Origin of the sequence: Microbispora sp. NPDC049633, assembly GCF_040675265.1 — a bacterium.
GTDB classification, from domain to species: Bacteria; Actinomycetota; Actinomycetes; order Streptosporangiales; family Streptosporangiaceae; genus Microbispora; species Microbispora maris.
The window spans coordinates 1-8,117 of the sequence record NZ_JBFAOO010000267.1; the positions used below are offsets into that span (position 1 = coordinate 1).

Sequence of the window (8,117 nt, forward strand, 5' to 3'; positions counted from 1 at the left end):
GCTGCTGGTCATGGGCGCCCCCCGGCACGCCCTGGCCGTCGAGCTGCACCTGCGGCCCCTGCTGATCGAGCTGGGCGCGCTCGTGCCCAGCCCGGGCCTGGCGCTGCTCGAGGCCGAGATCCCCGACCTCGACCGGGTCCTGTCCGACTGGCTGGATCTCGTCGCCCCGCAGGTGACCGCGGCGGTGCGGCAGCCGCACCCCGGCGGTCTCGTCTAGAACCACCGGCAGAGAACCCCCGAAAGGCTCGTCCTCAGATGTCGAGAAAAATCCGATTATCCGCCGCCGCGTTCGCCTCCCTGTCGCTCGCCCTGACGGCCTGCGGCACGAGCGGCGGGGAAACCGCGGCGGCCAAGGCCCCCGGTGGGCCGGTCAAGGGTGGCACGCTCACCTTCGGCGTCAACACCGAACCCTCCACCTGCCTCGACCCGCACCAGAGCCCCGCCGACGTGGCCGGCCTGTTCACCCGGCCCGTGCTCGACTCGCTGGTGTCACTGGACACCGAGGGGCGGATCCACCCCTGGCTGGCCACCAAGTGGACGGTCTCGCCGGACCAGAAGACCTACACGTTCACCCTGCGTGAGGGCGTGAAGTTCTCCGACGGCACGCCCTTCGACGCGGCCGCGGTCAAGGCCAACCTGGACCACATCGTCGCTCCCGCGACCAAGTCCCAGCTCGCGGCGGGCTACATCGAGCCGTACGAGGGCAGCGAGGTCGTCGACCCGCACACGGTGAAGGTCAGTTTCAGCAGGCCCTACTCGCCGTTCCTGTCCGCGCTGGCCACGGCCTACTTCGGCATCGAGTCGCCGCGGTCGCTCGAGCAGCCGCAGGACGCGCTGTGCAAGAAGGTCGTCGGGTCCGGGCCGTTCGTCATCGACGAGTACGTCGTGCAGAAGGGCATCACCTATCACCGCAACCCCGGCTACGACTGGGCGCCGGAGGGCACGGCGCACACCGGGGCGGCGTACCTGGACAAGCTGGAGATCAAGGTCATCACCGAGGACTCGGTCCGGCTCGGCGCGCTGACCAGCGGGCAGGTCGACGCGATCGCCAGCGTGCCGCCGGTCAACGCCAAGCAGGTGCAGGCCGACCCCCGGCTGACGATCACTACTCGGCAGGCGCCGGGCGGCAACTACAACTACTACCCGAACACCACGTCCGGGCCGTTCGCCGACAAGCGGGTCCGGCAGGCGTTCCGCGACGGCATCGACTTCGCGACGATCGTGCAGAACCTCTACTTCGGCGCGTTCCAGCCCGCCGCGGGCCCCGTCTCTCCCGCGACCGACGGGTACGACAAGACCCTCGAAGGGAAGGCGAAGTACGACCCCGCGACGGCGAACCGGCTGCTCGACGAGGCCGGATGGTCGGCGAGGGACGCCGAGGGCTACCGCACCAAGGACGGCAAGCGGCTGACGATCCGCTGGGGATTCCTCAAAGAGTTCGCCCGCGAACAGCGCGACACGCTGGCCGAGCAGATCCAGGCGGAGGCGAAGAAGATCGGCTTCGACGTCCAGTTCGTCGCCGGCACCGTCAACGAATGGCTGGAGAGATACCCAAAGGGCGACTACGACCTGATCGACTTCAGCTGGCAGCGCGCCGACGGCGACACCCTGCGCAACCTGTTCGACACCTCCGCCATCCCCACCGCCGCCAAGTTCGGGCAGAACGCGGCCCGCCTGTCGGACAAGGAGATCGACGGCTGGCTGAGCGACGCGCTGGACACGACCGACCAGGCCGAGCGGGCCGAGCTGTACGCCAAGGTGCAGCAGCGGGTCACCGACGAGGCCGCGGTCTTCCCGGTATACGTGTTCAACTACCTGCTCGGGGCGGGCAAGAAGGCGCACGGCATCGGCTGGGAGCCGCAGGCGTACCCGATTTTCTACGACGCCTGGGTCGAGCAGGCATGACCGCCGTCGCCGTCGCGGCCCCCCGGGCGCGGGCCCGGTGGGTCCGCCCGGTGCTGGTGCGGCTGGGCACGTCCGTGCTGGTGCTGTGGGGCGCGGTGACGGTCGCGTTCGCCGGGCTCCACCTCACGCCGGGCAACGTCGTCGACCTGCTGATCGGCGCCAACACCGTCACGCCCGAGGTCCGCGCGCGGCTCGTCGCCGACTACGGGCTCGACCGGCCGCTGCTCGTCCAGTACGTCACCTACCTGGGCCGGGTGCTCCACGGCGACCTCGGCCAGTCGTACCAGCTGCATCAGCCGGTCGCCTCGGCGATCGGCGCGCAGATCGGCGCGTCCGTCCAGCTCATGCTCGCCTCGTTCGCGCTGGCGGTCGTGGTCGCGGTCACGGTCGCCGTGCTGACCGCGGGCCGCCGGTGGGCGCGGGCGGTGTTCTCCGGCATCGAGCTGGTCGGGATCTCCATTCCGTCGTTCTGGGCAGGGATCCTGCTGCTCACGGTCTTCTCGTTCGGGTTCGGGCTCTTCCCGGCCACCGGCGGAGAGGGACTGGAGAGCCTGGTCCTGCCGTCCGTCGCGATGGCGATCCCGGTCATCGCGACGCTCAGCCAGGTGCTGCGCGAGGGCCTGGAGCTCACGCTGGAGGAGCCGTTCGTGCTCACCGCGCGCTCGCGCGGCATGTCCGACCTGGGCGTGCGGCTGCGGCACGCGCTCCGGCACGCGCTGCTGCCGACGGTCACGCTGGCCGGATGGATGGTCAGCTACCTGTTCGGCGGTGCCGTGATCACCGAGTCGGTCTTCTCCCGGCAGGGCATCGGGCGGCTGACCCTCACCGCCGTCACCAACAAGGACCTGCCGGTCGTGATGGGCGTGGTCCTGATCGCCTCGCTGCTCTACGTCGTCGTCAACATCCTGCTCGACCTGCTCTACCTGGCCATCGACCCGCGACTGCGAGGTGCCTGAGTGACCGCCTCCACCATCGCCACCACGGGCCCCGGCGTCACCGTCGTCGGGCGCGGGCGGCGGCGCGTCCCGCGCGCCGGCGTCTGGGCGGCCGCCGCGTTCCTGCTGGTCGTGGCGGTGATCATGATCGCGCCCGGCCTGGTCGCGCACGGCTCGCCCGACCTCACCGACGCCCTCGCCGCGCTCCGGCCCCCGGACGGCGAGCACCTGCTCGGCACCGACGCCAACGGGCGCGACATCTTCACCCGGATCGTGTACGGGGCACGGCCGTCGGTGCTGGCCGGGCTGGCCGCCACCGCGCTCGCGGTCGCCGGCGGCACCCTCGTCGGGCTCCTGGCGGCGCTCGGAGGGCGGGTGCTCGACGAGGTCGCCATGCGTGTCGTGGACGTCCTGCTCTCGCTGCCGGGGCTGCTGCTGGCCCTGCTGGTCATCGCCGTCGTCGGGCCGGGGACGCTCAACGCGGTCTTCGCCATCGCCGCGTACACGCTGCCCGGCTACGCGCGCCTGGTCCGCGCGCAGACCATGGTCATCCGCCGGTCCGGGTACGTCGAGGCGGCCGTCTCGCTCGGCCTGACCAGGGCGAGGATCATCGCGCGGCACGTGCTGCCCAACGCGTTCGCGCCGCTGCTGGTGCTGGCCACGATCGAGGTCGGCACCGCGCTGGTCGCGGCGTCCTCGCTGAGCTTCCTCGGCCTCGGTCCCCGGCCGCCCGCCGCGGAATGGGGAGCGATGCTCTCGGCCGGGCGCGACTACTTCTCCGTCGCCTGGTGGGCCGCGGTCTTCCCCGGGCTGGCCATCACGCTCACCGTCCTGTCCGTCACGGTCGTCGGCCGCCACCTGCAGCGGCGCGTCGAAGGGAGACTGTCGTGACCACTCAGCGGGCCGACCCCGTCGTCGAGGTGTCCGACCTGCGGGTCTCGTTCGGCCCCGTCCAGGCGGTCCGGTCGATCTCCTTCACGGTGAGCCCGGGCGAGTGCGTCGCCATCGTGGGGGAGTCCGGCTCGGGCAAGAGCGTCACCGCCCGCACGCTGATAGGGCTGACCGGCGCCGGCGCCGATATCACCGCGCGGTCGCTCGTCGTGGCAGGCCGCGACGTGTCCTCGTACGGCGAGCGGCAGTGGCGGACGCTGCGGGGCGGCCGGGTCGGTTACGTCCTGCAGGACGCGCTGGTCTCGCTCGACCCGCTGCGCCCGGTCGGCAAGGAGATCGCCGAGACCCTGCGGCTCCACCGGGTCGTGCCGCGTGCCGGCGTGCGGCGGCGCGTGGTGGAGCTGCTGCGCGAGGTGGGCGTGCCGGAGCCGGAGCTGCGCGCCGCGCAGTACCCCCACCAGCTCTCCGGCGGGCTGCGCCAGCGGGCGCTGATCGCCTCCGCGGTCGCCTGCTCGCCCCCGCTGCTGATCGCCGACGAGCCGACCACCGCTCTGGACGTGACCGTGCAGGCGCAGATCCTGCGGCTGCTGGCCGAGCGCCGGCGGGCCGGGGCCGGGCTGCTGCTGATCAGCCACGACCTCGCGGTGGTGGCCGAGCTGGCCGACCGCGTGCTGGTCATGAAGGACGGCGAGGTCGTCGAGGAGGGGCCCACGCGGGACGTGCTCGGCGACGCGCGGCACGCCTACACCCGGAGGCTGCTGGCCGCGGTGCCCTCCGAGCACGGCAGGGGCACGCGGCTGACCGCCTCCGGGGACGGCTCGGCCCCCGCTCCCGCTCCGCTCTCCGCTCCCGCTTCGCTCTCCGCTCCCGCTTCGCTTCCTGCCCCCGCTCCGCTCCCCGCGGCCCGGCCCGGCGAGGTGGTGATCAGGGCGTCCAGCCTGGCCAAGTCGTTCACCGGGCCGGACGGGCTGCCCCGCGCGGCCGTGGACGACGTGTCGTTCGAGCTGCGGGCGGGGGAGACCCTCGGGCTGGTGGGCGAGTCGGGATCGGGCAAGACCACGACCGCGCGCCTGGTGCTGGGGCTGCTGGAGCCGGACGCGGGCGAGGTGGAGATCACCGGCAGGTCCTGGAGTGGGCTGGGCTCCGCCGAGCGCCGCGCGCTGCGGCGGCGCGTCCAGGTCGTCTACCAGGACCCGCTGAGCTCGTTCGACCCCCGGTTCACCGTGCGGCGGATCCTCGACGAGGCGCTCGCCGCCGGCGGCGAGCCGCGCCGCACCCGGCGGGACCGCACGGCCGAGCTGCTCGCGCAGGTCGGCCTGGACACCTCGGTCCTCGACCGCAGGCCGCTGCGGCTGTCCGGCGGGCAGCGGCAGCGGGTGGCGATCGCGCGGGCGCTGGCCCCCCGGCCCCAGGTGATCGTCTGCGACGAGCCGGTCTCCGCGCTGGACGTGTCGATCCAGGCCCAGGTGCTCGACCTGCTCGCCGACCTCCAGGCCGAACTCGGCGTGGCCTGCCTGTTCATCTCCCACGACCTCGGGGTGATCCACCACGTCAGTGATCGGGTGCTGGTGATGAAGGACGGCCGGGTGGTCGAGTCCGGCGACGTCCGTCAGGTCTTCGCCCAGCCGCGCGCGCCGTACACACGTGAGCTGCTGGCCGCGATCCCGCGGCTGCCGCACCACCGCCCGCGCGACCGGGAGGCCGTCGCATGACGTACGACGTGGCGATCGTCGGGGCCGGGGTGCACGGCACGGCCGCGGCCTTCCACCTGGCCAGGCGCGGCGTGTCCGTGGCCGTGTTCGACAAGGGGCCGGTCGCGGGCGGCCCCACCGGGCGGTCGGGCGGCATCTGCCGGGCCTACTACACCGATCCCTTCCTGGCGGAGACGGCGCGGGACGGCATCGCGTTCCTCGCCCGGTTCGAGGAGCACACCGGTGGGCACCAGTCCGGCTTCCGCCGGACCGGCGCGTTCTACCTGCACGGCCCCGGCGACGCGGCATCGGCCGCCGAGACCGCCGCGCGGCTCGGCTCGCTCGGCGTCACCGGCGAGCTGGTCGGCGCCGACGCGCTGCCCGCCCGGCTGCCCCACCTGAGCCTGGACGGCGTCGCCGTCGCGGTCTGGGAGGCCGACGCCGGCTACGCGGACCCGTACGCGACGACGACCGGGCTGGCCGCGGCCGCGCGGCGCCTCGGCGCGGTGTTCCACACCCACAGGCCGGTCGTCGCGCTCGCCGAGGAGAGCCGCGGGGCGGCGGTGACCACGTCCGACGGCGCGGTGCACCGGGCCGGACGGCTGCTCGTGGCCGCCGGGCCGTGGACAGCGCCGCTGCTGTGGCCGCTCGGCGTGTACCTGCCGCTGACCGTGGAACGCCACGTCGTCGCCGTGTCCGAGCACGACCCCGCCGACGGCGCCGAGATCGTGCCGCACGTCCTGATCGACATGCCCGGCGGGTACTACACGACCCCGCAGCCCCGCACCCAGTACCTCACCGGCGGGGTCGTCCCGGCCTCCGCCGCCGACCCCGACGACTTCCCCGGCCCGCTCGCCGGCGAGCTGAACCGGCTGGCCGAGGCCTCCGCCGCCCGCTCCACGGCGCGCCGCCGCGCCAGGGTGGCCGGCGGCTGGGCCTCGCTGTACGACGTGAGCCCCGACTGGCAGCCGGTCGCCGGCCGGGTCGGCGAGCACCTGTTCGTCGACGCGGGCACCAGCGGGCACGGCTTCAAACTCGCGCCCGCCTGGGGCGACCACGTCGCCCGGCTGCTCCTGGACGACCCCGATCCCCGCCTCGCCGCCTTCGGGCCCGGCCGCTTCGCGACCGGCGGCGAGCTGCCCGCCGGGTTCGGCGCGGCCCGGATCCTCGGCTGACCATCGGCTGTCACCCGGCCCACCATCGCAAGGAGACCTCATGACCGCCCAAGCGCCCGCGTACGCGAGTCCCGCCGACGTCGCCGCCCACGGCCCGTACGGGCCGGGCAGGACCGACGGGCCGGGGCCCCTCTACCCCTTCACGGAGCGGATCACCGCCGACGGCTCCGGCGGCCACCCCGCCGAGCCCGGCCGCTACCACCTCTACGCGTCGTACACGTGCCCGTGGGCGCAGCGCGCCGTCATCGTGCGCGACCTGGCCGGGCTGCGGGACGTCGTGTCGGTGTCCTACGTCGACGACGACCGCGACGCGCGCGGCTGGGCGTTCCGGGAGCGGCGCGGGCCCGACCCGGTGAACGGCTTCACGCTGCTCGCCGAGGCGTACGAGGCCACCGAGCCCGGATATCCCGGTCACATCTCGGTGCCGGTGCTGTGGGACCGGCGGACGAACCGCATCGTCAGCAACGACTTCGCCCGGATCCCCGCCGACCTCGGCACCGCGTTCGCCGAGTGGGCCACCGTGGACCTCTACCCCGGGGACCTGCGTGACGAGATCGAGGCGCTGGACGAGGAGATCGCACGCGACCTCAGCCAGGGCGTGCACCTGGTGGCCAGGGCCGCGACCCAGGAGGAGTACGAGCGGCGGCGCGCCGGGGTGGCCGCCGCGCTGGACCGCCTCGACGCCCGCCTCGCCGGTCGGCGGTATCTGTTCGGGGACCGCCTCACCGAATCCGACGTGCAGCTCTGGGTGGTCCTGGTCAGATACGACCTGCTGCACAATCCGCTCGCCGGGATCACCGAACGCCCGCTGACCGCCTACCCCCACCTCTGGGCGTACGCCCGCGACCTCTACCGGATCCCCGCGTTCCGCGAGACCACCGACTTCGCCGCGTTCCGGCTCACCGCCAGGCCCGCCTACCTCGGCGACGGGCCGGTGCGGATCGCGGTCGAGCCGCACGAGGCCGACTGGGACGAGCCGCACGGACGCGAGGCGCTCGCGGGGGAGCACGCGTAAGGCGAAACGTCACAGCACGCGTGTCCCCGCCCGCGTACACGGATGCCGCGTCGGCCACGCCGGAGGCGGGCGGGCCGGGATTTCGGGGGCCCTGGGACTATCTGTATCCGGACCATCCGCCCGAGCGGCGCCGTCCTGTGACGGTCCCCGCCGATGAGGCGGGACCGTGGCGGCGGTTGCCCGGCCCCGGGGCGGGGATGGCGGTGCAGGCGCTATCGGTGTCCGCGTCCGGCTCGTACTGGGCGATCACCCCACGACAAGCAGCGCTGGGGGTGGCGCACGGCGCTGCACCGGCGTGCGCCCGGTGGCCCGTGGGCGCCGGTGTCCTTCGGCGGGGTGCTGCCGAAGGACACCGCGGAGAACTCGCTCGAACTCCAGGGGGTGGTGGCCGCGTCCGACGCCGACGTGTGGGCGTACGGCACGTACGGGACACGCCCCGTCCGGAGGAGTACGGCAAGCCCGTGAGGGACCCGGTCGCCGCGCACTGGGCTCGGCCACGCCGGCC

At 73.9% G+C, this 8,117-nt stretch carries 7 protein-coding genes and 1 pseudogene; all 8 read left to right on the top strand.

Going from position 1 to position 8,117, the window contains the following annotated elements; translation table 11 throughout:
- Positions 1-217, top strand: a pseudogene (locus AB0J39_RS36185) (NADPH-dependent oxidoreductase); the annotation flags it as partial.
- A 38-nt stretch (positions 218-255) separates the two neighbouring features.
- Positions 256-1,905, top strand: coding sequence for an ABC transporter substrate-binding protein (locus tag AB0J39_RS36190; protein WP_363473129.1), 1,650 nt, complete (start codon positions 256-258; stop codon positions 1,903-1,905).
- On the top strand, positions 1,902-2,861 hold the full coding sequence (locus AB0J39_RS36195; RefSeq protein WP_363473130.1) for an ABC transporter permease: 960 nt from the start codon (positions 1,902-1,904) through the stop codon (positions 2,859-2,861). The genes AB0J39_RS36190 and AB0J39_RS36195 overlap by 4 nt, the downstream gene beginning before the upstream one ends.
- Positions 2,862-3,731 carry an ABC transporter permease gene (locus tag AB0J39_RS36200; RefSeq protein WP_363473132.1) on the top strand — a complete coding sequence of 290 codons (870 nt, stop codon included), beginning with the start codon at positions 2,862-2,864 and terminating at the stop codon, positions 3,729-3,731.
- On the top strand, positions 3,728-5,443 hold the full coding sequence (locus tag AB0J39_RS36205; protein WP_363473134.1) for an ABC transporter ATP-binding protein: 1,716 nt from the start codon (positions 3,728-3,730) through the stop codon (positions 5,441-5,443). The genes AB0J39_RS36200 and AB0J39_RS36205 overlap by 4 nt, the downstream gene beginning before the upstream one ends.
- Positions 5,440-6,597: an FAD-binding oxidoreductase gene (locus AB0J39_RS36210; RefSeq protein ID WP_363473136.1), complete on the top strand. Its 1,158-nt coding sequence runs from the start codon at positions 5,440-5,442 to the stop codon at positions 6,595-6,597. The genes AB0J39_RS36205 and AB0J39_RS36210 overlap by 4 nt, the downstream gene beginning before the upstream one ends.
- 40 nt (positions 6,598-6,637) lie before the next feature.
- The gene (locus tag AB0J39_RS36215) at positions 6,638-7,612 is read left to right on the top strand and encodes a glutathione S-transferase C-terminal domain-containing protein (RefSeq protein ID WP_363473137.1); all 975 of its coding nucleotides are present in this window, start codon (positions 6,638-6,640) and stop codon (positions 7,610-7,612) included.
- A 321-nt stretch (positions 7,613-7,933) separates the two neighbouring features.
- Entirely contained in the window at positions 7,934-8,077 is a 144-nt protein-coding gene (locus tag AB0J39_RS36220) for a hypothetical protein (RefSeq protein WP_363473139.1), read from the top strand.
- The last annotated feature ends 40 nt before the right edge of the window (positions 8,078-8,117 follow it).

Coding starts and splice junctions, on each gene's coding strand:
- AB0J39_RS36190 (WP_363473129.1), top strand. CDS start 256: ATGTCGAGAAAAATCCGATTATCCGCCGCCGCGTTCGCCTCCCTGTCG.
- AB0J39_RS36195 (WP_363473130.1), top strand. CDS start 1,902: ATGACCGCCGTCGCCGTCGCGGCCCCCCGGGCGCGGGCCCGGTGGGTC.
- AB0J39_RS36210 (WP_363473136.1), top strand. CDS start 5,440: ATGACGTACGACGTGGCGATCGTCGGGGCCGGGGTGCACGGCACGGCC.
- AB0J39_RS36215 (WP_363473137.1), top strand. CDS start 6,638: ATGACCGCCCAAGCGCCCGCGTACGCGAGTCCCGCCGACGTCGCCGCC.